Origin of the sequence: Ruminococcus flavefaciens (genome assembly GCF_900116855.1) — a bacterium.
Classification (GTDB): Bacteria; Bacillota; Clostridia; order Oscillospirales; family Ruminococcaceae; genus Ruminococcus; species Ruminococcus flavefaciens_R.
In genome coordinates this window covers 295,137-321,658 of the sequence record NZ_UETD01000002.1, presented here as the reverse complement: position 1 = coordinate 321,658, position 26,522 = coordinate 295,137, and the positions used below count along the sequence as shown (strand labels likewise).

Here is a 26,522-nt window from a genome sequence, read left to right as displayed (position 1 = left end):
AATATCAACAAAGGGAGACTTTCGAAAAAGTCTCCCTTATGTTATTATTTGTACTTTCTTATGTTCAGCACTCTGATGGAGTTAAGTATGAGGAGCATTGCCGTGCCCGAGTCAGCAAAAACAGCCAGCCACATATTGGGGTGACCTATGAGACCCAGCACAAGCACAGCCGCTTTGACTGCCAATGCAAAGATGATGTTCTCGTAGGAGATTCGCAGTGTCTTATCGGCAATTTTCTTAGCCTTTACGACCGAATCAGGCTCGGAGTTCATAAATACTGCGTCCGCAGCCTCAAGTGCAAGGTCGGAGCCGCTGTGCATTGCACCGCCCACATCAGCCCCTGCAAGTACGGGGCCGTCATTGAAGCCGTCGCCTACGAACATGACTGATCCGTTTTCCTTGCGGATACGCTCTATTTCGGCGAGCTTTCCGTCGGGGAGAAGGTCTCCCTTAGCGGAGTCAACTCCGAGCTGTTTAGCCATAGCCTGTGCATTGTCGTTCTTGTCGCCTGTGAGCATTGCAGTAGCGATACCCATTTGTCTAAGCTGTGAAACAGCGTCGGCGGAGGTCTTCTTCACGGTGTCGGATACAACTATCCTGCCTTGTATCTCGCCGTTAACAGCGATGTAAACTATGCTTCCGAGAGGTGTTTCCTCCTTGGGCACTGATATATTGTTCTCTGACATTAGTCTTTCGTTTCCGCAGAGTATGTTCCTGCCGTCCATAACAGCTGAAACACCGCGGCCTGCTATCTCCGTGGTCTTTTCAGCAGTAAACAGCCTGCTGTCATTCTGTCTGCAATAGTCCACAATACTCTCGGCAACAGGGTGAGTAGAGCTCTGTTCGCAGCTTCCGCATATGGAGAGAAGCTCTTTTTCTCCAAGTTTTCCGTAGGACTTTACTTCCGTAACGGAGAAGCTTCCGTTGGTGAGCGTACCTGCCTTGTCGAAGGCAACAGCCTTGATCTTGCCAAGAGCTTCGATTGCATTACCGCCCTTGAAAAGTATTCCCAGCTTTGAAGCTGCGCCGATACCCGAGAAGTACGCAAGGGGCACGCTGAGTACCAGCGCGCAGGGACAGCTGATTACAAGGAAGGTAAGTGCAGAGTATATCCACTTGCTCCAGTTTCCTGTGATAAGAGAGGGGACAACAGCGGTAAGAACTGCAATTGCTATAACTATAGGAGTGTATATCTTTGCAAATCGTGTGATGAAGCGGTCTATCTTGGGCTTTGTTGCCGAAGCGTCCTCAACTGCCTGTGCAATCTTGGATATCATTGAGTCTGAAGCTGCCGCTGTAGCCTTCAGTGTAAATGTGTCTGACAGGTTTATGCAGCCTGACAGTACCTCATCGCCCTTTCTTACAGTGAGGGGAACAGGTTCGCCGTTGACAGCGGAGGTGTCGATCCTTGACTCACCTGACTCTACAATACCGTCGGCAGCGATCCTCTCGCCGGCTTTTATGCGGAGAATATCGCCAACCTCTATCTCGTCGGAGTGTATCCTTTTGAACTCACCGTCAATGAGTACATCGGCTTCCTCAACTTTAAGCCCTGCAACATCTGTGATAGCCTTGCGGCTTCTGGAAACAGCGTAATTCTCAAACAGTTCACCGATACGGAAGAACAGAACGACTCCCACAGCCTCGGCGTATTCACCAAGGGCGAAAGCTCCGATAGTTGCAACTGTCATAAGGAAATTCTCGTCGAAGAATTTTTTGTTCTTAAGGTTTTTGAAGGTTGCGATCAGTACATTGTATCCGAGAATAAGATAAGCTGCAACGTATAGCGCTATTGTAAGCGGCTTTATATCAAGGAGCTTTCCGCTGATAACAGCTGCTGCAAAGATAACTATACCTATTATAAGAGGAATGATATCTTTTTTTAGGCTTTCACGCTTTTCCGAATGAGAGTGAGTATGCTCGGTCTCGTGTTCCTCATGCTCCGCGTGACTGTGGAGCTTGCTAACGGGAGCAATGACCACACCTGCTTCGATACTGTTTGCAACCTGATTGATTTTTTCAAGCAGTTCATCGGTTATATTGCCCTTTATTCTGAACTTCTTCATGGGAAAGTTCAGTACCGCCGACTCAACGCCGTCAAGCTTGCTGATAGCCGCCTCGATCTTTGCACCGCAATTAGCACAGTCAAGGTTCTCAATCGTAAACTCATCTCCGCTTATGTCGCGGTGATGATGTTCGTGCTCGTGCTCGTGGTCGTGACCGCAGCCGCACTCCTCGTGGTGGTGGTGATGATGTTCGTGCTCGTGCTCATGGTCGTGACCGCAGCCGCATTCCTCATCATGGTGGTGATGTTCGTGTTCATGCTCGTGGCGGCGGGAGTGATGATGAGCCTCCTCCATAGCAGCGATAACTACTCCTGCTTCGATGGAGTTGGCGACCTCGTTGATCTTCGCGATAAGTTCATCTGTAAGATCGCCTTTTATTTTGAATTTTTTCATGGGGAAGTTCAGCACAGCAGACTCAATTCCCTCGAGCTTGCCGATAGCTTCCTCTATTTTAGCGCCGCAGTGAGCGCAGTCCAGATTAGATATAGAAAAGTATTTTTCCATAAGGTCACTATCCTTTCTCATATAAACGGTTGTTCATATGTTTAATATATCATATCATGAAGTATTTGTCAATAGTATGCAGGAGATTTCTTGCAAATCAGCTGCTATGATGTTATAATAGCTATATAAAGGCTTATTATTGTTAGCTTTGGTTAACTAATATTATTGTTTTCAAGCAGTTTTCTATTTCTATGTAAAAAAGCTCTCTCTTGCAGATGGCTTTATTAAGCTGTTTATGTCCATTGTTTTATTCAACTAACATAATTTTATATTTTTTTGAAAACTTTTCGTCTTTTTTGGCTCCTGAAATCACTTATATATGAAAGCTTTCATTATGGCTGAGGAGAAGCTTCCGTTTACGGAGCATACCCGGTTCTCTTTCAGCCGCAAAAGGAGTGATAATATGGATGCCGCAACTAAATCTATCAGCGGAGGTGACACAGCGATTTTTACAGTATTTACAGAAAGTGGCAAGGTTTCTCAGCCTGATAATACCGTGAACGAGCTTATTTCAGACTGTGCGACCTCCAAGGAGAGCCTCAGCAAGCTGTACCTGATGTTCAAGGACAGCGTATTCGCAGTTGCTTTCGGAATAACATCTGATTATCATTTGTCACAGGACTGTGTGACCGAGACCTTTGTCAGACTAACTCAGGTGAAGAAATTCTCCGCTAAGAAAGGGGACGGCAAAGGCTTCATACTTACAATAGCGCGCAACGTTGCATTAGAGTTTCGCCGAAGGTACAAAAAGGAGATATCAAACTTAATTATACAGAGCTACGGCGAGGCTGAAAAGACTGTGGAGGACAGTATTTACATAAATCAGCTTCTGAAGCATCTTAATGATGTACAGAGGCAGACCGTTATCCTCAGATGCTGTGCAGAGCTGACATTCAAGCAGATCGCAAAGGTCATGAGATGCCCCGAAACAACGGTCAAATCAAGGTACAAAAAAGCAATATCCATATTACAGGAAAAGGCAGGTGAAGATCAGTGAAAGATAAAAATATCAAAGGAGATCCCGAGTTTGAGAAGAAACTCAGAGACAAGATGAAGGAGCTTTCATCAAATGTAGACTGTTTCGACAAGATCTCCGCAAGAGCTTTTCCTGAAAATGATTCGGATTTTTCCGACAGCGAGTTTACCGTAAGCGACCTTGAGAACGTTACGGGCAGACACAGGGCTGCACCTATCCTCAAATGGGTTGCAGCTGCTGCGGCAGTAGTTATCTGCGTGGGAGTTCTTCCCAAAACAGCATTTGTTCAGGATTTCCTTTCAAATTTTCGCAAGGATGGCGATGACAAGTACAGACAGATCGTATCCGAGATACTTTCAGAGACAGAAGAACACACCTATGATATATATGATATGACGCTGAAGGAATACATCGCTTATGATATCCTTGTGGATCCGCTTTACAGAAGTCCTTTTGAAGACAGTGACAATGAAGATATAAGAGTACGCTTTTTTGTGAGGACTGCTGCACCTGACATATTTACCGATCAGGTCTATGCAGTTGAGTACACAGGCGAATTCAGCAGATCAAATATAATTGCAGCTGCTGAGTCTAAGGCCAAATACAGCGATAAGGAGTTTGATGAGCTGAACAGTGATTACACTTTCATGTCTCGTTCCGAAGCGCAGTATGCAGTGGATACTCATTTTAATGGCGATAAATACGGAAACATGACTGATGAGGACGGTAATTTCGTTGCAGCAGCTTCCTACGAGTATAAGTGCTTTATGAAAGACGGTAATGAGATCAATTCAGTTACTGCACAGGTGCTATATTCAATGGGAGAAGAATGCGGCAGCTATTATGATATGTTCATTGCGGCTTATAATGAAAAAACTGATGCCTATACAGCCGTTGAACTGCCCGAGTCAAAGGATATGTGGAAGTGCTCCATAAACTTCGACGGGACCTCAGCGATGCCCGAGGATAATGAGAGCGGTTTTGCCAGAAAGGATTATTTCAGCGATATAAATGATGCAGTTACATCAGAGTCCATGGCGTACTACTTACCATTTGAAGATGCAGCTGACAGTATACTGAGTGACGGTCATCCTGATTTGCTTGAAATAGTTCCCGATATGCAAGAAAAAACTGTTATCGCCGCTCCTGCGGCATATGCGTCAAAAATCTTGATGCAGGTCTATATTTCGCCGTTTAACTTCTTCCAGTATTCGTCAGACAGCAATGCCAAGATACTTATTAAGGTAAGCGGTACTGATGAAGAAATACGGATACATCAATCAGATGTTATCGATCATATCGGAGAAATAGACACCTCATCGGAAGAAATGGAGAAGCTTGCCGCCAAGAATGAGAAGATAGAAGCAGAAATATCAGAACAGTCGCAGAAAGCGCAGGAAGTATATGAGCAGGAGCAGAACAGAATGAAGGCAGAAGCTCATAACATTGAAGCTGTAACAGTCCCCGAGGAATTTGTGATTGACCCTTCAAAGAAACCTGCATTTACGTTAACATCACCCAATTAAGCAGCTTACGGAAGTTCGCTCAAGATATAATTTGAATTGCAAAAGAAAGTTCAGATACAGCCCTTCGAGAGATCGAAGGGCTGTTTTTTTGCAAAAAAAGTGCTGCCTGTGGTGGAACACAGACAGCGGAGTGAGGAATGGAATTGGGGTGTATATTAACGACTGAAAACCAGTCCGGGATCAGGCAGCAGTCCGAAGCTTTTTGTGGTGTATCACAGAAGTTACGAGACTCTTATTTAATGTATGCTCAAATGAAGCCATATTGAGGATAAGTGCTCCTATCCATGCAGAGGCTTCTGCATAGGCTGTGGCTCTGAATCCGATAACGTTTATGAAAAGGGCGATAACACCTATTCTGAGAGCCATTTCTGCTATGCCCGAGATCATGGGCACAAGTGGCTTTCCGAAGCCCTGACAGCCGTTTCTGAATACAAAGAGGAAGTCAACTGCAAAGAGGAATATACCGCATATGGGAAGGTATGTTCCTGCGATCTTTACAGGTTCTGAGCCGCATACCATGATCCTTGCGAGATAAGTGGGGAAGAATATCATTACCGAGCCGAGGATAACATAGGATATCGTAGCTATCGCCAGACATACATGGAGCCCTTCGCGGATGCGGCTGAACTTTCTTGCGCCGTAATTCTGGCTTGTGAAAGCGGACATTGCAAATCCTGCTGTGCAGGCAGGCTGCATGAACAGGTTTATGAACTTGCTGCAGGCTGAATAAGCAGTAGTATATGCAACACCCAGACCGTTAACAAAGTACTGGATGACCATGCAGCCGACAGCTGTGATGGAGTTCATGAGCGCCATGGGAAGACCGTTCTTGAAAAGCTCGGCGTAGAGACTGCCGTTGCCCTTGAAGTCTTCCTTGGTGATGTTGAGGACATCGATCCTGCGTATCCTCAGCCAGCAGATGAATGCAGATACGATCTGCGAGAATATTGTAGCGATCGCTGCTCCCTCAACGCCGGTTTTTAGCACGAATATGCAGAGCATATCAAGGCAGATATTGACGATGGTGGAGATGATTATTGCAATGAAAGGTGTCTTGCTGTCGCCCAGTGCGCGGAGTATGCAGGAGCAGAGATTGTAGGCGATAGTTGCGATGAGTCCGCCGAAGATAAAGTAGCCGTAGACCAGTCCGTCATGCATGATAGCGGCATCAGTCCTGAGAAGTCCAAGCACGGGACGCAGGAATATTATGCTGACTGCACTGAGCACCAGAGCAATGATGAAGCAGAGCATTGCCGACGAAGCCACGGAGCGGCGAAGCTTTGCATAATCCTTAGCGCCGAAGCTCTGTGCTACTATAACGGAGAAGCCGTTTGCAAGTCCCATAGAGAAGCCGAATATAAGGAATGTAAGGGACGACATATTTCCTACAGCTGCGAGAGCGTTGTCACCGAGGCCCTTGCCGACGATGGCAGTGTCTGCGATGTTGTACATCTGCTGGAGCATATTGGTCAGCAGCATGGGAAAGTAGAATTTGAGGATAAGGCTTGAAACCTTACCGTTTGTGAGATCATTTGCCTTTGCCATAGTGATGCCTCCTTATGAAGCAGTATTTTCATGTTTATTCTTTCTTTCTTTGTGATTATTATAGTCCAAGGCACCAACAAATTATATCAGAAATATTGCATTTGTATCAAAAATAGGATATAATAGAAATATCACAAAATATGACCGGAATCGCAACAGGAGGTGAGCTTGTGAAAACCGACAAGGACCTTAATTACAGACTATATATACAGCGAAATGACGGCTTTACAAGGAGCCCGTTCGAGTATGAGCTGAGCTTTTACAGAGCTGTTCAGTCAGGAGATACGGAGCAGGTAAAAAAGAGGTTCGAGAGTATTCGTCCCGATTTTATGAAGGGCAAGGGAACTCTTTCACAGGATCCCGTCCGCAATCTGATGTACCATTTTGTGACAGCTGTTGCACTTGTGGCGAGATACTGCGTGGAGGGCGGTCTGGGGCACGATACAGCATACACTCTCAGCGATATTTATATACAGCGCGCTGACAAGATGAAGAATATCGAGGAGCTCATCGACCTTTTCGGCGAGATGGAGCTGGACTTTGCCGAGCGTATGAGGACGCTCAAGAAGGATAATGTCATATCCCTCCATGTACGTAGATGTATCGACTACATCTACGAGCACCTGCACGAGGACCTGACACTTGGTGTTCTTGCGGAGCACGTCGGGCTCAATCCCTCATATCTGTCCAAGCTTTTCTCAAAGGAAAAGGGGATGAGTATCAAGGCGTTCATCACAAAGGCGAAGATATCCACGGCGGAAAATCTTCTGAGAAGCTCTGATTTTTCATGCCTCGATATATCTCTTGCACTTGGCTTCTCATCACAGAGCGCATTTATCAGCGTTTTCAGAAAGATCAACGGCATGACTCCAAAAAGGTTCAGGGAGCTGCACTATAAAGACGTTATCGAAGGGAATAAACACGGCAATGAATAATAAAACTAAAAACGGAAATAGGTCCGATGTATTGTTCGGGCTTATCATAACTGCTGTGGCAACAGTAATAGGCATAGTCGGACTTATCTGTCACGAGCCGTGGTATGAGGAGGCTCAGCCATATCTTGTGGGACGGGACGCTTCATGGTATGAGGTGATATTCACTATCCCACACTATGAGGGACATCCGCCGCTGTGGCATATGCTCATAAAGCTTGCATCATGTCTCGGACTGTCATATGAGCTTACTATAAAGGGAGTGCAGTTCATATTCTTTGAAGCCATGATTATCATGCTGGAACTGCGTTCACCGTTCAGCCGCGTCACAAAGGCGCTGCTGCCAACCAGCTTCTTTGTTATTTACCATTACTGCGTGCTTTCGCGTCCGTATGCAATGCTGATGTTTGCAGGAATGCTCTGCGCTTCATTCTATAACGACAGGCGTGAGAAGCCTTTGCCGTACATACTATCGATGGTTTTCCTCTGCCTTTGCCACTCCTACGGAATTGCCTTTGCAGGTGGAATTGCTCTTGCGGACATAGCAGGAGGTATGATACGCGAAAGGAGCTTCCGCAGGACTTTTTCGGAGCTGTTTGCAAATAAGAAGCTTTTCATCGGCTATGCAGCACTGCTTGCAGCGGCGATAGCAATTATTCTGGATATAGCTCCCAAGCAGGATACCATGGCTGTACATCTCGATAAGACATACAGCTATCCCGTGGTACTTCTGCTTTGCTTTATATTTATACCCAGCGAGGTATTCGTGACCTCATTCTCCTCAGATGCATCAAGCATACAGGACGAGGCAAATACCATAGGAGAGATGGTGGGAGCAGGAGCAGTTTCCCTTATTATCTGGGCTGTCATCTTCATAGTCTGCAAAAAGCGCCGGATGATAGCCGAAATGATAATACCATATCTCTGTGCAGCAGTTATAATGAGCATTTATGCCTATCCCCATCATTACGGAATGTTCCTGCTCTATGTCATTTTCATTATGTGGACCGCCTCTGCCAAGGAGCCCATTAAGCTGGCTGAGTTTACACACGTAATAAAAAAGATCGGCATTTCCGAGAAGTTTGCCAAGACCTGCATTGTGGGCGGAGCAGCAGTTTCAGTGGCAGTAAATATCTACTGGGACATTTACAGCTATGCCAATGACATTATAAAGCCCTATGACAATGCACCTGCGGCGGCAGAGTGGATAAAGGACATGAATATCGAAGGCAGCAGGATAATGATAGCATGGATGCCCGACGATACTAATATCTATCCCGATGCTCCCGTAACACTGAACGCCTATTTCGATAAGAACCTCTACTACAATATGGAGGGGGATGTGACATATGTTACTCACATCATCGCTGATGAGGAGGAGATGGAGGCGGACAGAGCATATGCAAGAACATTTGGTGCTCCGGATTATGTCATCTGTTCATCACCTGTGGCAGTTTCTCCCATAATTGAGTCACTTGGCTTTGAGGGAGGATATATTGCAGAGGCATTCAGCGGAACAGCATACCGTCCTTTCAAGGATAAGCTTGATGAAAAAAGACTTTATATTATCTGTACAAAGGACAAATACAAGGAGCTTTACGGAAAAGACTATGAAGTATCATCATATAAGAAAGGCTGAATTCCTTAGCCGTCCCAACAGGTTTATCGCAAGGGTGCTCATCGACGGAAAAGAGGAGACTGTCCATGTGAAGAATACGGGACGGTGCAGGGAGCTTCTCACCGAGGGCTGTACCGTCTACCTTGAAGAGTCTGACAATCCTGCGAGAAAGACGCGCTTTGACCTTGTGACAGTTGAAAAGCTGCGGCAGGGCGCTCTGCCTCTGCTGGTCAATATGGATTCGCAAATGCCCAATGCAGCCGCCGAGGAATGGCTGAAAAAGGGAGAGCTTTTCTCAGAGCAGGCTGTTATCAGGCGTGAGTATACATACGGAGATTCAAGGTTCGATTTCCGTATTGAGGACGGGGGGAAGGTCTCATTTCTCGAGGTCAAGGGAGTCACTCTTGAAAATGACGGCGTAGTGCTTTTTCCCGATGCTCCTACCGAAAGAGGAGTAAAGCATATACACGAGCTCATTCGCGCAAAAAACGAGGGCTTCGGAGCATATATACTCTTTGTGATACAGATGAAGGAGGTCACTGAGTTCAGACCGAATGACGCAATGCACAGAGAGTTCGGAGATGCCCTGAGAGAAGCCGAAAAGGCGGGAGTAAAGCTTCTGGCATATGACTGCATTGTGACTCCCGACAGCATGACCATCGACCGACCTGTCACCATAAGAACGGAGCAAATGATATGAACTGGAAAAAATTGTTATGTGAAAAGAGAAGAAGGAGCTATACCACTTCCGCAGTAAGCTCTGATCAGAGGAACGAGTTCCAAAAGGATTATCACCGCATTATCGGAAGCGCTTCATTCAGGAGGCTTCAGGACAAGACGCAGGTATTTCCCCTTGACAGAGGTGACTTTGTCCGTACACGCCTCACCCATTCTCTTGAAGTGTCGTCCTTTGCAAAATCCCTCGGACAGATGATATTCCGCTATATACTTGACCACCGCAGGGATGATGATATTTCCGAGGCTGATATCGGGAAGATATGCAGTGTCCTTGAATGTGCGGGACTTATCCATGATATCGGCAATCCGCCATTCGGTCACTTCGGCGAGGATTACGTCCGCGACTGGTTCAGGAGAAATCTTCCTAAGCTGGAGCTGGGAGGCAAGAGCCTTGACAGTATACTGACACCGCAGATGGCAGGGGACTTCTACCACTTTGAGGGTAATGCACAGGCACTTCGACTGCTTACAAAGCTTCATTTCCTCGTGGATGAGAACGGAATGAACCTTACATATACTCTCCTCAATACTATAATAAAGTATCCCGTTCCGTCTACGGGTATCAACAAGAAAAGCGGAAACATCAAGGATAAGAAGATGGGCTATTACTATGCGGACAGGGAGATATTCGAGGACATAGTAAAAAGTACCGGAGCTGTGGACTGCCGTCATCCTCTTGCATTTATACTGGAAGCTGCCGATGATATCGCCTATAAGACAGCAGATATCGAGGACGCAGTCAAAAAAGGCTTCATGACCTATTCACAGCTGGTCAGCGATCTGAAGGAGCGCTACATGGAGAAATGTGCCGATGAGGGCGAGAGGGAAGAATACATCAGAGCCGTAGAAAAGCTGGAGGACTATTATTCACAGGCAATAAAGAGAGGGATATCCTCTCCCGAGCAGAATGCGGTCCAGCGCTGGATAATCTATGTGCAGGGCGTTCTGCTGAGATGTGCCTCTTACGGCTTCACCAACAACTATGACGCTATAATGGAGGGCAGCTTCCCCAAGGAGCTGCTTGCGGTATCTCACGGAAGCACCATCGCCTATGCATTGGGAGACATGGCTTACCGATATGTTTTCTGCTCCAAGGAGATATACAAGCTTGAGATAGCCGCAGGAGAGATATATGAGTTTCTGCTGAACAAGCTTACCCGTGCGGCTGTGCTGTATGATACCGAATACGAAAGCTCTGCCATTGAGCAGAGGATAATGCGGCTGGTTTCCGAGAACTACATCCGCGCCTATAAAGTCAGCGCGGAAGGAAAGTCCGAAGCGGAGAGACTTTATTTCAGGCTTATGCTTGTGACAGACTATATCTGCGGCATGACCGACGGTTATGCCCGAAAACTATACAGGGAGCTGAGCGGAATTGAGTGAAAAGACCAAAAAGCCGCTTAAACGGCGGATATTCGACATTATCCAGATAGGCAACAAGGACGATCTCATAAGCCGTTTCTTTGACTGGTTCATAGTAATAGTTATAATACTGAATATACTGACAGTTTTTCTGGAGACATTCGACGAGCTGGAAAGCTTTACGACTTTATTCAGAGTTATCGAGATAGTTACCATATTCATATTCTGCATTGAATACATACTCCGCATATGGACTGCGGACTATCTCTATCCGAGCAAGCGCGGTCTGTCTGCAAAACTGAAGTTTCTGTGGTCATTTGACGGAATAGTTGACCTGCTGACCATATTGCCATTTTTCTTCTTAGAAGGCTTTATCGTATTCAGGATGCTGAGAGTAGTCAGGATATTCCACCTGTTCAGAGTTAATGCACACTATGATTCGTTCCACGTCATAACGACTGTACTCATTGAAAAAAAGAACCAGATAATCTCATCTGTATTCATCATCATAGTCCTTATGCTTGCTTCGTCACTGGGAATATACAGTGTTGAGCACGAGGCTCAGCCCGAAGCATTCAGCAACGCTTTTTCGGGTATATGGTGGAGCGTTTCCACGCTTCTTACCGTGGGTTACGGCGATATCTACCCTATAACCGTAATAGGAAAGCTCATGGCGATATGTATCGCTTTCCTCGGTGTGGGAGTAGTTGCCATTCCCACCGGTATCATAAGTGCTGGATTTGTTGAACAGTATACGAAAAATCAGCATTCAGATGTCAGATTCAGTGATATCAATGAAGTAGGAGAGATACTCATTGATAAAAACAGCGAATTCAAAGGAATGAGAGTCAGCGAGGCTTCCGAGAAGTATAATATGCGTATACTTGTCATACTCAGGGGAGACCTGACCGTAGTCCCCATGGATGAGCTTAAAATGCGTCAGAATGATATCCTTATTGTCAAGAGCGAAAAGTTAGTTAAGGAATAAAAAGTTACATAAATATAAAAAAAACAGCATTATTTGTTTGATTTAGACAAATAATACTGCCGCTTATTGACAAGACTGGATAGAAATGATATAATGTATTTGCGAGAATAATTGGGTTGATTATTTGAGCGTGTGCCAAGGTTCGGTATCTGCACAATAACCGCACTGAGGTAATTCTTTTGTAACGGACAAGTCAGAAAAGCTGTATTCTTAGGCGAATACAGCTTTTGTCCTTTTCAGAAGCCGAATTCCTCGTAGTCCTCACGGATAAAGCGGTGATAGGACCCGTGGATGCTGCCGTCTATTTCTTCTTCTTCGGAAATGCAGTAATAATACTCATCGGGAACAGAGTCGGGAAAATAGGCGAGATAGCGGAATTCCTCGTTATTGATCTCCTTTATGACCACATCGGGAGAAGCGCTGCGGAACAGCTCCAGAAGGGGCTCTGTGCTGCAATGACCTTTAACTGCGGAAACGAGATTTTCCATGAAGCTTCGGTCGTCGCTGCTGTTGTGAACGTATTCCGTGCCCTCAGCTGGGATAGTAATGCAGAAGCCGTTCTTTATGGGACGGAAGGTCAGCCTTCCCAGCCTTTTTTCTGTCTCGTCAGCAAATGCGAGGAGCACTTCCTCGTTAACATCGCTTCCTATGAGGTGCTTCAGTGAAGCACTCATATAGTTAAAGCTCATTTCGCGCTTATCGTAGCCAAGCTTGAGCTGAGCTTCATAAATATTGTCACAGAGATTTTTTTCAAGTCTTTTGAAATCCATAATTATTACCTCCGTTATCATTATAACATGAAATCATTGTAATATCAATAAAAAGGTCTGCTTGATGCAGACCTTTTTATTATGCGCTTTCAAACTGAGAGTTATAGAGCTGGGCATAGAAGCCGTTCTTGGCAAGAAGCTCCTGATGGTCACCCTGCTCGACGATATCACCGTCCTTCATAACAAGTATGAGGTCGGCATTTCTTATAGTTGAGAGACGGTGGGCGATAACAAAGCTGGTCCTGCCGCTCATAAGTCTGTCCATAGCATCCTGAATGAGCACCTCAGTTCTGGTATCAACGGAGGAAGTTGCCTCATCCAGAATCATTACCTTTGAATCGGAGAGAATAGCTCTTGCGATGGTGATGAGCTGCTTTTGTCCCTGAGAAACATTGCTTGCGTCCTCGTTGAGCACCATGTCATAGCCGTTTGGCAGAGACTTGATGAAGTGGTGGGCGTGAGCTGCTTTTGCAGCTGCAATGACTTCCTCGTCAGTGGCGTCAAGACGTCCGTAGCGGATATTTTCCATGATAGTGCCGTTGAACAGCCATGTGTCCTGCAATACCATGCCGAAGCTCTCACGGAGCTTTTTCCTTGGTATCCTGCGGATATCGATCCCGTCAAGGGTGATGGTCCCGCTGTTGACATCGTAGAACCTCATGAGCAGCTTTACAATTGTGGTTTTTCCTGCACCCGTCGGACCTACTATGGCTATCTTCTGACCTGCCTTCACATCCGCACTGAAGTCACCGATAATGATCTTTTCCGGATCGTAGCCGAAGGAAACATGGTCAAATCTTACAGCTCCGGTAACATTCTCGGGGATAACAGGATCCTCGGGGGACTGTTCCTCCTCTTTTTCATCGAGAAACTCAAATACTCTTTCGGCAGCCGCAGCCATGGACTGCACCTGATTTATCACCTGAGCTATCTGCTGAATAGGCTGTGTGAACTGCTTTACATACTGGATAAAAGCCTGTATATCACCAATGCCGATGACTCCCTTTATTGCAAGGAGACCGCCTGAGATAGCAACTCCTGCATAGCCCATATTGCCGACGAACTGCATAACTGGCATCATGATACCTGAAAGGAACTGCGATTTCCATGCTGACTTGTACAGCACATTGTTAACTGAACAGAACTCGTCAATAGTTTCCTGTTCCTTGTTGTAAGCCTGAACGACAGTGTGACCGCTGTATGTTTCCTCAACTATGCCGTTGATATGACCGAGATATTCCTGCTGTGTGCGGAAGTGCTTCTGTGACTTCTTTATTACGAATGAGAGCAGGAATGCCGAAACAGGAAGAATGACCAGTGAGATCAGAGTCATCAGTGGAGAGATGGACAGCATCATGACCAGAGTACCGATAAGTGTGGCAACAGATGTAATGATCTGTGTAATGCTCTGGTTGAGAGTCATACCGAGGGTGTCAACGTCGTTTGTGATACGGGAGAGGACTTCACCGTAGGTCCTGCTCTCGAAATAGCCCATTGGCATACGTCCGATCTTTTCGGAGATATCCTTTCTCATGCGGTAGGATATCTTCTGGGAGATACCTGTCATAATCCAGCCCTGAACAAAGCTGACAACGGAGCTGAAGATATAAAGTCCAAGTGTGAACAGGAGTATCCTGCCGATATATCCGAAGTCGATACCGCCTGTGCCTGCGATCTTGCTCATGAGCCCGTCAAAGAGGGCATTGGTAGCCTTTGCCATTATCTTTGGTCCTGCCACAGAGAATACAGTAGCAACGGCAGCAAGTATCATAACGATGAGAATAGCTATTTTATATACGCCGAGGTAAGAAATGAGCTTTTTAAGTGTGCCCTTGAAGTTCTTGGGCTTTTCACCGGGAGCAAATCTTCCGCCGCCCATAGGTCTGCCGCGGCGCTGATTATTCATGCTGCTGTTATTTTCACTCATTATCTTCACCTCCCATGCTCTTTTTGATCTCTTCCTCTGAGAGCTGTGAACCTGCGATCTGCTTGTATGTCTCGCAGTTTTGCATGAGCTCTTTGTGAGTACCCTTACCTACGATCTTACCATCATCAAGGACAAGTATCTGGTCGGCGTTCATGATAGTGCTTATACGCTGTGCAACAATGATGACAGCTGAGTTTTTAACATAGGCTTCCAGAGCTTTTCTCAGAGCCGCATCTGTCTTCATGTCGAGAGCCGAGAAGCTGTCGTCGAAGATATATATCTCAGGCTTCTTGACAATGGCTCTTGCAATGGCAAGACGCTGCTTCTGACCGCCCGAGACATTGCTTCCCCCCTGTGAGATAGCTCTCTCAAAGCCCTTTTCGTCCGAGCCGATGAATTCCATAGCCTGAGCTATCTCCGCAGCCTTTTCAAGCTCCTCGTCGGTAGCCTCTGTACGTCCGAATTTAAGGTTTGAAGCGATGGTTCCCGAGAAAAGCACTCCCTTCTGCGGCACAAGTCCGATCCTGCTGCGGAGGTCGTTTTTGGTGAGCTTTCTGACATCTACGCCGTCAACAGTGATGCTGCCCTCGGTAACATCGTAAAATCTTGGTATAAGGTTTATGAGAGTGGTCTTTCCGCAGCCAGTGCTTCCGATGATGGCAGTAGTCTTGCCCGATTCAGCAGTAAAGCTGATGTTTTCGAGGGCATTATCATCTGCGTTGGGATACTTGAACGATACGTTGTCGAACACAACCGTACCTGTTGAAGCGGAGATGTTTTCACACTTTTCGGGATCCAGCACTGTTGTATCTGTCTTGAGCACCTCGTCTATACGGTCGGCAGCAACTCCCGCACGGGGCAGCATTACCGACATTACAGTCAGCATAAGGAATGACATTACTATCTGGATAGCGTAGCTTATGAAAGCTGTCATTGCACCTACCTGAAGCTCGCCTGCATCTATCCTGTGAGCGGACACCCATACGATGGTGAGGGTAATGCCATACATTACCAGCATCATACATGGCAGCATGAATGTCATTACTCTGTTTGTAAAGAGCTGAGTACGCATGAGAGAGGTGTTTGCCTTGTCGAAGCGCTCCTCCTCTTCCTTTTCTCTGCCAAAGGCACGGATAACGCTGAGACCTGTCAGTATCTCACGGGAGATAAGGTTCAGCCCGTCTACAAGCTTCTGCATAGCCTTGAATTTAGGCATAGCGATGAGCATAAGGACGAGCACAAGCATGAGGATTACGGCAACTGCAGCAATGATTATCCAGCTCATGTGAGCGCCAGTGTTCAGCACCTTGAAAACGCTGCCTATACCGAGGATAGGAGCGTACATGAGGACTCTCAGCAGCAGAGCCGTTACAAGCTGTATCTGCTGGACATCGTTGGTGCTTCGTGTGATAAGTGAAGCGGTGGAGAATTTATCGATCTCTGTATTTGAGTAGCCTATGACCTTTTTGAATATCTTCTCGCGGAGGTCTCTGCCTATACCTGCGCCTGTACGGGCAGCAAAGAAGCCTGCACATATGGAAGCTGCCAGCATGAGTATCGCCATACAGAGCATTTTGAAGCCCTGCTTCCATAGATAGCTCTTCTGTATGGCGTCAACATCAACTCCTGCCGCCTTGTCAGCGTCGATAGCAAAGGCAATACCCATAGAGTTCATGGTGTTCTTTCCAACAGTGGAAACAGTTTTTTCCATCTGATCGCGTATGGTGCCGAGCTGTTCGGGGTTCATCTGACCGCTCTGAATAAGTCCCATCATAACAGGACGCATATCCACATATGTGGTCATTACACCATTTTCATTCTCGGCTTCGTGAGTCTTCAGCTCCATGCCCATGAACTGTCCGATCTCATCGAGACTGAGACTGTCGATGTCAAAGCCCTCGGGAGCCTGTTCGGGGGAAGCCTGCATGGACTGCTTTATGGTCTCACGGAAACGGTCCTCGCTCATATTACCAGTCTGATGTGAAAGCGTAAGCGGGATAAGGAACTTATCAGTGAGCTCCCCGAGACTGTCTTCGTCGGCAGTTCTTTTCAGTATATCGCCGTCCTGAGCATCATAATATCCCGTCCATTCATTTTTCTCGTCATCTGTCATGAACAGCGTCGAGTACATCATGTCCTCCGAGGTCATTTTCTCGGGGAGGGCATATTCCACACCGTGGTTCTGTATTCCCGTGTCTATCATATCCGAGGTGTACTGGGGGAGGGACAGGTCACAGTAAGCCTGAACTCCCAGCAGCAGAAGAATGACAAGCACGATGAATTTGTACGGTGCCAGATTCAGAATTATTCTTTTCATCATATCCTCCTTTTATAGTATATCAGCGTATATTATACATTAATAGTATAAAAAAGTCAAGTGAAAGTATGGTGAAAAAAGTCCCTCGCATAAGGGCGAGGGACAGGCATTATACAAGTATTTCCTTTAGTTTTTCATAATTTACCTTTATCCCGTCATCGGGATCGAGAATGATATTCTCTTCGGCAAGCAGATGTAGTCTGGCAATAAAGCCTTCCATTTCGGTTATCTGAGACTGCAAACGGCTGATATCTCTGCGGTAAGCGGACTTTTCCGCACCCGTTGATGACTTGTGGGCTGCTGCTGCGGAGCGAAGCTGTGCTTTCAGCTCCTCAGAATACGGAACAGCGTGATCATTTTCGAGCATGGAGAGCAGTTCGGGAGTGTAGCGGTGAAAGTACATAATTGCGGTAAAGCCGCTTTTCCTGCCGGATGTGAACTGCCAGTATATGGGACGCTTCTTGTATACCTTGAAGTGGTCGGCAAAGAAGTCCTTTCTGAGGTAGTTGTGTATCACTGTTGCAGGCTCGCTGCTTCCGCCAAGGGCATCGGCAATAAAGCGGAGATTTTCCGCGAGAGTATCGCTTCCGTAGACCTTTTCAACAAAGTCGGTAACTGCCTTTGTGAGACCGCTGTCAGGTGAATTTAAGGTCATGATGTTGTCACTGCACGGAATAATAGTCGAGTAAAGTGAGCTGTCCCACTTGCCGCCTGCAAAGCATAAGCCTTCATGGTCAAGGGAATAACGGCCGAATACGCAGCCTACCGCATAACTGATAAGACTGCGTATCTCCCGCTGCAGGTCTGCAAGGCGTACAGTGACGTCGCTGTCGTCCACCTCGGGAGTTATCTCGCTGCCCATATTGTATAGGTCAATGTAATAGCGGTTGAGCTGTTCCTCATTGGCTTTCAGCTTGTCGAAGCGCTGTCTGCAAAGCTCCTCCCACTCATTGTATTTATCGGAAATAAGTCTTGACATATAAAACTCCTGAATGATTGATATAAATAAGTATAGCATAAATCATCAGATAAAGCAAGGCAGCAGATTGACAATAAAAGGCTAAGGGAGTATAATATTATAGTTGAAAAATAGTTGATATTTACACTGTATGATATAATGAATGCAAAAGCATTCATTATAAATTATCTAAAAGCCCTTGCAGATACGTAAATCAGAGATTTACTCCCTGCATATCGGGCGATTATATCATAACGCTGCGCTTTTATGATATAGTGGAAGGGAAGTGACCATATGTACAGTATACTTGTTGCAGATGATGAAAAGGACGTTGTGAGTCTTCTCAAGGACTATCTTGAATTAAAGGGCTACTGCGTATATACAGCAAATAACGGAAAAGAAGCAATAGAACAGGCTTCCAGAACTCCCGACCTGATACTCCTTGATGTGAATATGCCTGAGGCTGACGGCTTTGAGGTGTGCAGGCGCATACGCGACCATGTAAGCTGTCCGATCTTGTTCCTCACTGCGAGGATAGAGGACGAGGATAAGATACAGGGATTTGCGGCAGGAGGAGACGACTACATAATCAAGCCTTTTTCACTCGAGGAGATCGGTGCAAGGATAGCTGCTCATATAAGGCGTGACCATAGGGTCAATACTGCGAATAATGTGCGGCTTTTCGGTGATGTTGTGGTGGATTACAGCAACAAGACCGTTTCTGTCAGAGAAGAAGCTCTTGACCTTGCCAATAAGGAATACCGCATCATAGAACTGCTGTCAATGAATACTGGGCAGGTATTCGATAAGGAGCGTATCTACGAGAAGATATGGGGATATGATGCCGAGGGAGACAGCTCCGTCATTGCGGAGCATATACGCCGTATCAGAGCAAAGCTGGGACGCTATGACGAGGACAGGCATCTGGCTACTGTCTGGGGAATGGGTTACAAATGGATAAAATGAAGAAAAAAAGACTTTATACCTCGCTGATAAAATATCTGATACCCTGTTTTATAGTATGTATGGCAGGAGGATTTGTAATAATGTGGCTGTCGGAATATTTTCAGCGGTGGTATCTTAACAGAGCTGGAAATATCGTAATTGCTACCTATATATACACGGACGATCTGGAGATCTCGGGTAAAGTACCCGAGTGGCTCTGGAAATACAAGGTCATACGTTATTCAAAGGCAATGCTGATACCGCTCTGGTCGGTGGTGTGTCTCTGGTTCACATTCAGGCTGTTTTACCGAAGGGAGCTGGAAGAACCTGTTGATGTGCTGTCAAAGGCTTCCGAGCGAATACTTGGTGATGATCTTGACTTTACTGTAGAGAGCCGTTCCGATAATGAGCTTGGAGCGCTCTGCTACTCTTTTGAGACAATGAGGAAAAACCTCTATGACAGCAATTATCAGCTCTGGAAGTCTCTTGAGGAGAGAAAGCGGCTCAACTCCGCATTTTCACACGACCTTAGAACTCCAATTACCGTCCTCAAAGGCTATACTGAGCTGGCTGAGCAGTTTGACGGGCAGCTCTCCCCCGAAAAGCAGCAGGCTATGCTCAGGAAGATGACAGGGCAGATCGAAAGGCTGGAGCGCTATACCGAGAAGATGAGCGGTATCCATAAGCTGGAGGATATCATCCCCGAGGAGAGCTGCTTTACATTCGGTCAGCTCTGCAAGGAGGTATACGAAACAGGCAGTCTTGTCTGCGCAGTCAAGAGCTATTTTCAGAATAATGATGGAGACAAGTCAAAGGAGCTCTTTACGGACAGAGAACTGGTCATGCAGGTCTGCGAGAATCTTGTTGCAAATGCTTCGAGATATGCAGACAGCAGAGTAAACTGCCGAATATATACTGACAGCGGCAAGCTGTACATCACCTTTTCCGATGACGGCGAGGGCTTCTCGGAGGAAGCCCTGCGTAAGGCGTGGCAGCCTTTTTACCGCGGCGGTGACGAGAACGAGAAGGAGCACTTCGGACTCGGGCTTTATATCTGCCGACTGCTGTGCAGAAAATGCGGCGGAGATATAGCTCTTGCCAACAATGAAAAAGGCGGCGGAGCGGTAACGGCTTCATTTGATATAAAAAAATCAGAAAGTAGATAAAAAGTTGAAATTCATAGATTATTATAATGACATGGTAAGAGAAATCTTCCATGTCATTCTTTTTGGAGGCGATAAAATGGAGAAAAAGATCGAGATAAAAAATGTCAGCAAGTTTTACGGCAGGAAACAGGCTCTGTTCGATATTGACCTGACGATCGGGCAGGGAATGTTCGGACTTCTCGGCAGAAACGGTGCGGGAAAGACCACACTTATGAAAACACTTGCAGCTCTTCACAGAAAAAAGGGCGGTGAGATCACAGTCTGCGGAGTTCCCATAGAAAAGGCAAAGGAAATAAGGGCAATGACAGGCTATCTGCCGCAGGACTTTTCAATGTATCCGTCAATGAAGACAGATGAGGCTCTGGACTATCTGGGAGCGCTTTCTGGCATACCCAAGGCAGAGAGAAAAAAGAGAGTCACAGCCCTTCTGAGAAAGGTAAACCTCATCGAACACAGGCATAAAAAGGTAAAAGAGCTGTCAGGCGGTATGAAGCGCAGACTGGGTATAGCGCAGGCTCTCATACACGATCCCACGGTGCTCATAGTTGACGAGCCCACTGCGGGACTTGACCCCGAGGAGCGTATACGCTTCCGCAACCTGCTCTGCGAGGTGGCTGAGGAGAGGATAGTTATACTTTCAACTCACATCGTAGGCGATATAGAGGCTACCTGTGAGAATATAGCTATCATGGACGAAGGAAAGATACTCTGGAAGGGTACAGTTGAACAGCTTATCGAAAATGCAAGGGGACATATCTTCACCTCTAATGTGGAGAAACGCTTCATGCCACAGATAAAGAAGGAATACATAGTAACGGGTATGCTCTCCCAGAACGACTATACCACTGTAAGGATAGTTTCCGACAGCGAGCCCGATCTTCCCAACACAGTTCTAACCGAGCCCGACCTTGAAGGCGCATATATGTACTGCCTTCACAGCAGCGGCTGTGATGTAAAGGGAGGTGAGGAATAATGCTGTTTGGTAAGGAATGCAGAAGGATACTCACTTCACTTACATTTATAATTTACTGTTTTGTTGTGGGATTGTTCTTTGTGTCACAGTACATTGAGGAGAACAAGGGTGATCCCTATATCCCTGACGAAAAGATATCCGAGGATCATGATGTAATAATGAATGGTGCTGTCGATAATCTTGCTACCGAATATCTTGCAAACAATTACATCTGTTATCCCTATGGTTTCTATAAATCTGTTCGTCTTAATGAGGATGACAGCCAAAAGGTTGAGGAATGCCTGCTTGAGGTCACGGGTCTTACTCATGATGAGCTTATGGATATAAGGGACAGCGGTGAGCATTATTATGTTGAGCACGGTTTACAAGAAACGATGTATTATGATATAGGTGAGCTGCCTGTTTCCGATGCCATTACATACGAGCGCTTCTGTGAACTTATGGGGCAGGTCGATGATATACTCGGCGGAGGTTCAAGCTACAAAGTTGAAGATCTTGTTGTCACTTACTCCTATGTACCCATGACACAGGAGGATAGAGAAGCCGTGATATCCGACCTTTATGAAAAGGACGGAGTTGCAGGCGGATACGCAAGGCTATTCAGCGATTATGTGGGTATAGATCTTGGCATTATGCCTGTGTTCGTTGCAGCGGCACTTGTTTCCGCAGACAGACGCAAGAGAGTCAGCGACCTTATATACACAAGGAAGATATCTTCATTAAAGCTCATATTCACCAGATATGCCGCACTTGTCACAATGATGTTCATACCTGTTATCTTATGTATGATAGCAGCGGCTATCCAACTTATTAAGTACTTTGACTTTAATGATCTTGCACTGTATAAGATGTTTACACTGCCCACATTCTGGCTCCTGCCTCAGCTGATGATAGTTACTGCTGTTGCTATGATAGTTACAGAGGTCTTTTCATCGGGAATAGCAATATTGCTTCAGTTTGCATGGTGGTTCAGTTCGATCATGGCGTCTGGTGCAAAACTTTCGGGAAGCATAAGTAAATTTGACCTTGTATGCCGCCATAACACGGTCTTTGGCAGAGATGAATTCATGCTTAGCAGAAATGATTTCATCTTCAACAGAATATTCTTCTTCATCACAGCAATAGTCATCACAGCGATCACCGCATATGTATACGAACTGAAGAGGGGAGGCAGGTTCCATGGTATCAGGCTGTTTGGTAAAGATAGTATCTTCAGACACAAGGCATAATTATGTGCTTCACTATCTTGCAGCTCTGGGCGTAGTGCTGCTTACTCCTGTTATTTTCGGTGTGTCACGGCTTGATGAGCTGCTTGCCGCCCAGCCGCTGGAGTTCTTTCTTCCGCTTATGGGAGCAATACTGATGCCTGCTGTTTTTATGCCTGAGCAGAACGAGAGCATCCGCGAGGTTGTACGCTCGAAGAAAACGCCATATCTTGGAGTATGCTTCATGCGTCTGCTGTGCGGAGCAATTGTCATAACGGCTCTTACGGGGGCATTTGTACTGTACATGAAGTCAATGGACTCTGTTGTTACCATGAGACTGTTTGCAGGCTCGCTTGCAAGCACATTTGCACTCGGTGCGGCAGGCTTTTTTGCATCAGCCGTAAGCGATAACGTGATCGTTGGCTATATGACCGCTGTTATCTACTACATCTGCAACTTCGGACTGAAGGATAAGCTTGGTGTGTTTTTTCTGTTTTCAATGACAACCGGAAGCTTTGAGGAGAAGAAATGGCTTTGTATCCTGTCGGTTGTGCTTGTTGTGTCTGGATTTGTACTCAGAAGGCTTTTCAGGGAAAGATGATATTAATTAAAACAACCGCCTGTGAGAAAACTCACAGGCGGCTTTTGCTGTTTATTAAGTTTTTATGCCGCTGCTTATCAAGCCTCGGGGAATGTGTTTATCTTGCCCATTACAAATGACTGGAGCATAACGATATCTGCTATCTCAAATGAACCATTCTTGTTAACGTCCATCTTTTTGGAAGCAGGCTTGTTTGGAGCGGGCTTTGCATCGTCAGAGAACTGCGCGATAAGAGCCTTTCTTGCAACGATAAGGTCAAGTGAATCGATGGTATTGTCGCCGTTGAAGTCGCCGATGATCTCCTCGGAAGCAACTTCGGTATCAAAGCTTATCGCATGAGCTGCTTCAATGCTGCCTGTTGAGAGCTTTGTATCGATAGCAAGTGTAAACTCGGTCAGAGGAGTTGTGCTTAGTTCTTCGTCATTGATATTGATGAGGTGGTCTGTAACATCAACAGCACCTCTGAGTCGTCCGCCTGCCTGCTGATCCTTTCTTACAGCTGCAAATGCCTCGTATTTAGTGGCGCCGCCGAAAGAACTGATAGTGTAATTGACCTTGTAAAGATCGTAAGTGTGTCCGCCTGATGTGTATGTCTTTACATATTCAAACTTAGGCTCCTTGGGTAAAGTATAATAATCGAAGGAGTTGGGAGCGAAGATATTATCATCCACAGAGAAATTCGTGTTATTCTCGATGATAAAGAAGAATCTGGAGATATTGTCCTTTGTGCCGCTTAATCTGATAGCAGCCTGATACTTGTCATCAAGAGAATGCTCTATCTTGTAGTCGATGACAGTATGCTTGTCTGAGTCGAGGTCTAAAACAACGCCCTCATCCAGCTTGAGCATGGAATCGAAATATCCGTTATTCTTGCCTTCACAAGTTGCTGAGAAAGCACCATTGCTGTAACCACGCATATAACCGTCTGTAGCTCCCGAGAATGTATGATCTCCCAGAGTCACAGGATCGCTTTCTACTTCAACGTATTGATCTGGCAAGTCTATGGAACCGGCGTCTATATTGAAGTCAACGCAGTAATCAGCTTTGATAGTACCTGTTGACTGCCTTGTATCCATAGCAAGTGAGAACTCAGTCAGCGGAGTTTTGCTTAGTCCCTCATCGGCGATATTGATGATGTGGTCTGTGATATCAACATTTCCTGAGAGTTTACCGTCCTCAGCCTGATCCTTTCTTACTGCGGCGAATGCCTCGTATTTTTGTGAACCGCTGAAAGAATTGATACGATAAGCTACCTTGTACAGGTCGTAATCATGTCCGTCTGATGTATAGGACTTTACATACTCAAATTTGGGATCTCTTGGATCAGCATAATAATCGAAAGAGCTGGGAGCGAAGATATTATCGTCGATGGAGAAATTATGATCGTTTTCGATAACATAGAGAACTCGTCCGGTATTGTCATACGAACCGCTTACTCTGAGAGCAGCCTGATATTTGTCATCAAGAGTATGCTCGATATTGTAATTCATGACAGTATGCTTATCCGACTCGGGATCGTAAACTATTCCCTCATCAAGCTTGAGCATTGAATCGAAATATCCGTTGTTGCCGCCTTCACAGGAAGCTGCGAATCCTCCGTTCTCAAAGCCGTACATATAGCCGTCAGTCGAGCCTGAGAATGTATGACCGCCCAATTCAACGCTGTTTCCGTTAGCGTCAACATAGACATCACCGGGCTGGACAGGCGAGTCCTCAATGATCTCATTCTGCAATATGTTGAAGTAGTATTTGTCCATAACAGAGTTGACATTTAGGCTTATACGGGCGAGGTTTCCTACCTCTACGCCGAATGTCTGAGCTCTGCTGAGAACAGCTGTTATCGGGAGCGAGCGTGTAATTGTATCAGACTGATCGTCATTGCCGGAATAGTGTACGAACAAATAGCTCTGGAAATCCTTATTGATAAGGGGAGCGATATCGTTATCATAAGTGTAATCAGCGTAAATATCGTATCTCTCTTCGCCCATATCCACAGAGCCCTTATATGCCGAGCCTGAAAGACCTAAGTTAGGAGACCACTCTGTAAACTCGACCTTGACATAAGGATCGAGCATCCAGACAACCGCCGAGACCTTTGCTCTGTTGTTGTCTATATAATATGAATAGTTGTACTGGTAATTATGGTCAAGGACTGATGTCTTGCCGTCAAATTCCTTACCTGCCGAAGCAGCGGAAGTTATTCCCTCAGAATTATTTGCTATAAGGCTTCCGTCCGCAAAGGGGATTATGTAGGAGTCATTTTTGTTTTGGGAGTATACATAGCGTCCGTCATCCAGCTGATCGACAGGCAGACCGCTGTCGGAGCTCTGGAATGAGAATCTGTATCCGTCCATTTTCTTTACGAGGTTGTAGTCATAAACCGCATCTTCACCGTAAACGTCTTCGGGTGACTCCTTTTCGGGGAGAGTGAAGTATGTGCTTATAAGCTTCGAGTCATTGTACATTGTTCCGCTGCCACCGTTACCCTCGGTAACAGTGCCGTAGCGGGTGAGCTTAGTGCTTATACCTGCAAGCTCGTGGAGGTTAGCAAGGTGATCGCTGATGGAAGTTGAAATGTTGAAGTCTTCATTTTCATTAGAAGAGGCAGCAGTGATCTTTCCATTCTTGTTGATTGCGTAATAACTGCTTTCTGTCTTTGACTTGCAGAGGTCATACTCATTGCCCTTTGAGGTGTATGAGCCTATCTTCTCATAGTCTGAGAAGTCGGTCGACGGTGTGTAGCGCTCAATTACGAAAAGCTTGTCGCTGCCGCCGTTGAGCTCCAGCTGAGCACCGAACTTGAGTTCTCCCTCTGTGCGTACCTCGTAAAAAGCGAAGATATCAAATGTGAGCTCGGGCTTTACCTCGTAAACATCACTGTCATCGGTGAGATCGGGGTAAGCGAATTCCTTTGACTGGCACATATTGAAGCTGTCACAGTCGTGCCACTGACCGGAATAGCACAAATGATATTTGTAGTTCTGATCGCTGTACATTGCATATCCGCCGTCATATGAGAAGCTGTGATGGCAGCTGCCGTAATCAAGTTCTGTGTTTTCAATGAACTGATTAGCTCCGAGACCTGTCCAGTTGATACCGAACTCATCAAGTACATCCTGCGGAAAATCAGGAATGAAGATCGGCATCTCCTCGTTTCCTTCCTCTGCAAAAGCAGACGGAACGAGGGTGGAAGCAGGCGGAATACAAGCGCATGACAGAGCCATTGCTGCTGCTGAGAGTGTGGATAACATCTTTTTTAGTTTCATTTTGATTCCTCCCTATGTCATTTTTTGCGGTCAATGATATTGTTTATGGACGTAAAAGCCGAATAAAACACTTATCCAGCGTACTTTTATATATTATACAATATTTGTGCACTTATTGCAATGCATTTATTGCTTTTTT

General features: G+C 46.0%; 19 protein-coding genes. 12 read left to right on the top strand and 7 right to left on the bottom strand.

Features of this window, described 5'->3' with window-relative positions; all coding sequences use genetic code 11:
• Positions 1-44: 44 nt before the first annotated feature.
• Positions 45-2,570 carry a heavy metal translocating P-type ATPase gene (locus DSZ37_RS01545; RefSeq protein WP_181380193.1) on the bottom strand — a complete coding sequence of 842 codons (2,526 nt, stop codon included), beginning with the start codon at positions 2,568-2,570 and terminating at the stop codon, positions 45-47.
• A gap of 403 nt (positions 2,571-2,973) precedes the next feature.
• On the opposite strand from DSZ37_RS01545, the gene DSZ37_RS01540 reads away from it, so the two are divergent.
• Together DSZ37_RS01540 and DSZ37_RS01535 are read left to right on the top strand one after the other, a co-directional pair.
• Complete coding sequence (locus tag DSZ37_RS01540) at positions 2,974-3,567, top strand: RNA polymerase sigma factor (RefSeq protein ID WP_109725210.1); 594 nt, start codon at positions 2,974-2,976, stop codon at positions 3,565-3,567.
• Positions 3,564-5,072 (top strand): hypothetical protein, encoded by a 1,509-nt coding sequence (locus DSZ37_RS01535; protein ID WP_109725209.1) that lies wholly within the window; start codon positions 3,564-3,566, stop codon positions 5,070-5,072. Before DSZ37_RS01540 ends, DSZ37_RS01535 begins: the two co-directional genes overlap by 4 nt.
• Positions 5,073-5,252: 180 nt before the next feature.
• Here the strand turns inward: DSZ37_RS01535 and DSZ37_RS01530 are convergent, their stop codons facing one another.
• The gene (locus DSZ37_RS01530) at positions 5,253-6,617 is read right to left on the bottom strand and encodes an MATE family efflux transporter (RefSeq protein ID WP_109725208.1); all 1,365 of its coding nucleotides are present in this window, start codon (positions 6,615-6,617) and stop codon (positions 5,253-5,255) included.
• A 170-nt stretch (positions 6,618-6,787) separates the two neighbouring features.
• Here DSZ37_RS01530 and DSZ37_RS01525 point away from each other — a divergent pair, with 170 nt between their 5' ends.
• The 5 genes from DSZ37_RS01525 to DSZ37_RS01505 are packed head-to-tail and all read left to right on the top strand — an operon-like array spanning position 6,788 to position 12,255.
• Entirely contained in the window at positions 6,788-7,552 is a 765-nt protein-coding gene (locus DSZ37_RS01525; RefSeq protein WP_109725371.1) for an AraC family transcriptional regulator, read from the top strand.
• Positions 7,545-9,188, top strand: coding sequence for a hypothetical protein (locus tag DSZ37_RS01520; protein WP_109725207.1), 1,644 nt, complete (start codon positions 7,545-7,547; stop codon positions 9,186-9,188). Before DSZ37_RS01525 ends, DSZ37_RS01520 begins: the two co-directional genes overlap by 8 nt.
• Positions 9,160-9,867 carry a DNA/RNA nuclease SfsA gene (gene sfsA / locus DSZ37_RS01515; protein ID WP_109725206.1) on the top strand — a complete coding sequence of 236 codons (708 nt, stop codon included), beginning with the start codon at positions 9,160-9,162 and terminating at the stop codon, positions 9,865-9,867. Before DSZ37_RS01520 ends, sfsA begins: the two co-directional genes overlap by 29 nt.
• Entirely contained in the window at positions 9,864-11,288 is a 1,425-nt protein-coding gene (locus DSZ37_RS01510) for a deoxyguanosinetriphosphate triphosphohydrolase (RefSeq protein WP_109725205.1), read from the top strand. Before sfsA ends, DSZ37_RS01510 begins: the two co-directional genes overlap by 4 nt.
• On the top strand, positions 11,281-12,255 hold the full coding sequence (locus tag DSZ37_RS01505) for an ion transporter (protein WP_109725204.1): 975 nt from the start codon (positions 11,281-11,283) through the stop codon (positions 12,253-12,255). The genes DSZ37_RS01510 and DSZ37_RS01505 overlap by 8 nt, the downstream gene beginning before the upstream one ends.
• 236 nt (positions 12,256-12,491) lie before the next feature.
• Here the strand turns inward: DSZ37_RS01505 and DSZ37_RS01500 are convergent, their stop codons facing one another.
• From DSZ37_RS01500 to DSZ37_RS01485, 4 genes are all read right to left on the bottom strand, one after another.
• Positions 12,492-13,025, bottom strand: coding sequence for a DUF3877 family protein (locus DSZ37_RS01500; protein WP_181380192.1), 534 nt, complete (start codon positions 13,023-13,025; stop codon positions 12,492-12,494).
• A 79-nt stretch (positions 13,026-13,104) separates the two neighbouring features.
• Entirely contained in the window at positions 13,105-14,952 is a 1,848-nt protein-coding gene (locus tag DSZ37_RS01495; RefSeq protein WP_109725202.1) for an ABC transporter ATP-binding protein, read from the bottom strand.
• Positions 14,945-17,269, bottom strand: coding sequence for an ABC transporter ATP-binding protein (locus DSZ37_RS01490; RefSeq protein WP_109725201.1), 2,325 nt, complete (start codon positions 17,267-17,269; stop codon positions 14,945-14,947). The genes DSZ37_RS01495 and DSZ37_RS01490 overlap by 8 nt, the downstream gene beginning before the upstream one ends.
• Before the next feature lie 109 nt (positions 17,270-17,378).
• The gene (locus DSZ37_RS01485) at positions 17,379-18,248 is read right to left on the bottom strand and encodes a hypothetical protein (protein ID WP_109725200.1); all 870 of its coding nucleotides are present in this window, start codon (positions 18,246-18,248) and stop codon (positions 17,379-17,381) included.
• A gap of 273 nt (positions 18,249-18,521) precedes the next feature.
• On the opposite strand from DSZ37_RS01485, the gene DSZ37_RS01480 reads away from it, so the two are divergent.
• The 5 genes from DSZ37_RS01480 to DSZ37_RS01460 all read left to right on the top strand — a co-directional run bounded on the left by DSZ37_RS01480 (position 18,522) and on the right by DSZ37_RS01460 (position 23,117).
• Positions 18,522-19,193, top strand: coding sequence for a response regulator transcription factor (locus tag DSZ37_RS01480; RefSeq protein ID WP_109725199.1), 672 nt, complete (start codon positions 18,522-18,524; stop codon positions 19,191-19,193).
• Entirely contained in the window at positions 19,181-20,338 is a 1,158-nt protein-coding gene (locus tag DSZ37_RS01475) for a HAMP domain-containing sensor histidine kinase (protein WP_109725198.1), read from the top strand. The genes DSZ37_RS01480 and DSZ37_RS01475 overlap by 13 nt, the downstream gene beginning before the upstream one ends.
• Before the next feature lie 76 nt (positions 20,339-20,414).
• The gene (locus DSZ37_RS01470) at positions 20,415-21,311 is read left to right on the top strand and encodes an ABC transporter ATP-binding protein (RefSeq protein WP_109725197.1); all 897 of its coding nucleotides are present in this window, start codon (positions 20,415-20,417) and stop codon (positions 21,309-21,311) included.
• Complete coding sequence (locus DSZ37_RS01465; RefSeq protein ID WP_109725196.1) at positions 21,311-22,540, top strand: ABC transporter permease; 1,230 nt, start codon at positions 21,311-21,313, stop codon at positions 22,538-22,540. Before DSZ37_RS01470 ends, DSZ37_RS01465 begins: the two co-directional genes overlap by 1 nt.
• Positions 22,491-23,117 carry a hypothetical protein gene (locus DSZ37_RS01460; protein WP_109725195.1) on the top strand — a complete coding sequence of 209 codons (627 nt, stop codon included), beginning with the start codon at positions 22,491-22,493 and terminating at the stop codon, positions 23,115-23,117. The genes DSZ37_RS01465 and DSZ37_RS01460 overlap by 50 nt, the downstream gene beginning before the upstream one ends.
• Before the next feature lie 77 nt (positions 23,118-23,194).
• Here the strand turns inward: DSZ37_RS01460 and DSZ37_RS01455 are convergent, their stop codons facing one another.
• A complete protein-coding gene (locus DSZ37_RS01455) occupies positions 23,195-26,383 on the bottom strand; it encodes a dockerin type I repeat-containing protein (RefSeq protein WP_109725194.1) in 3,189 nt (1,062 codons plus the stop codon).
• Positions 26,384-26,522 lie beyond the last annotated feature (139 nt).